Raw genomic sequence first — 837 nt, 5'->3', positions numbered from 1 at the left:
ACCGACGGCTACAGCCGGGTGAACCCGTCGGACGCGCGCAACGCCGTGGTCGCGATGATCTCTGCGGCGATCGCCGCGGCCACCTGGAGAGCAGCGACCATGCCCGCACCGTATCCACGCCAGGCGGCCGGTACTACCTGTGGAGATCCCGAACTGTGGAGATCCCGACGAGCTGATCAGTTCCTACGCGCCCCCGAGGCCAGGGCGTCGTCGAGGGAACCGATGTTGACATAGGTCGACAGCCGATGGATCAGCCCGTCACGCAGCAGGAAGAAATAGCCGAGCCACGCCTTCTCACCGCGGGTAATGATCTCTACCTGCACGGCGACATACTCGCCGTCAACCAGGATGGGCCCCAGAGTAGTGGCGATGTCACCAGGCACGAACGCGGTCATCCACTGCCGGTAGTGCTCCGTCACGATCTGCCTGCCCGCACGCAGGCGAACCCCGTTGACGACCATCTCGCCGTCGGGCGCGAACAGTGCGCCGACCGCATCGGCATCCAGTGCCGTGTTCGCCGCGAAATACGCTGCGACAACCCCTGCCGGCTGTGCCAATGCGGCGGGTGCGACGTCGTGGGTCATGGTCGGATTCCTCCTGAGAGTTTCAACGCCGAATCGTGATTGACCGTAGCGTCAGCTCCGGGCTTGTCCTCTCGGCGAACTCAGGGGACTCAGGGGACTCACCGCACACCAGAACGGGCACGTCCCGGACGACCTCGACCGCTGCGGTAGCTGCCGCACCCGCGGTTGGCCCGATGATGCCAGATGGGCTCACCCCAGGCTCCCCCATCAGCGGCTCGGACCCAGTGAACCGCGACCGGGCGTCCGCCACCAT

Annotated in this window: 1 protein-coding gene and 1 pseudogene; both read right to left on the bottom strand. The window is 66.1% G+C overall.

What is annotated here, in order from left to right; translation table 11 throughout:
- Nucleotides 1-176 precede the first annotated feature (176 nt).
- Nucleotides 177-584, bottom strand: a complete 408-nt coding sequence (locus U9980_RS26490; RefSeq protein ID WP_322770423.1) for a nuclear transport factor 2 family protein — start codon at nucleotides 582-584, stop codon at nucleotides 177-179.
- 22 nt (nucleotides 585-606) lie between these two features.
- A pseudogene (locus tag U9980_RS26485) lies at nucleotides 607-837 on the bottom strand (hypothetical protein); the annotation flags it as partial.

The organism is Protofrankia sp. Cr1, assembly GCF_963555865.1.
In the GTDB taxonomy this organism is placed as follows: domain Bacteria; phylum Actinomycetota; class Actinomycetes; order Frankiales; family Frankiaceae; genus Protofrankia.
Note: the sequence above shows the minus strand (reverse complement) of the source record. Positions and strands in the feature narration are given on the sequence as shown.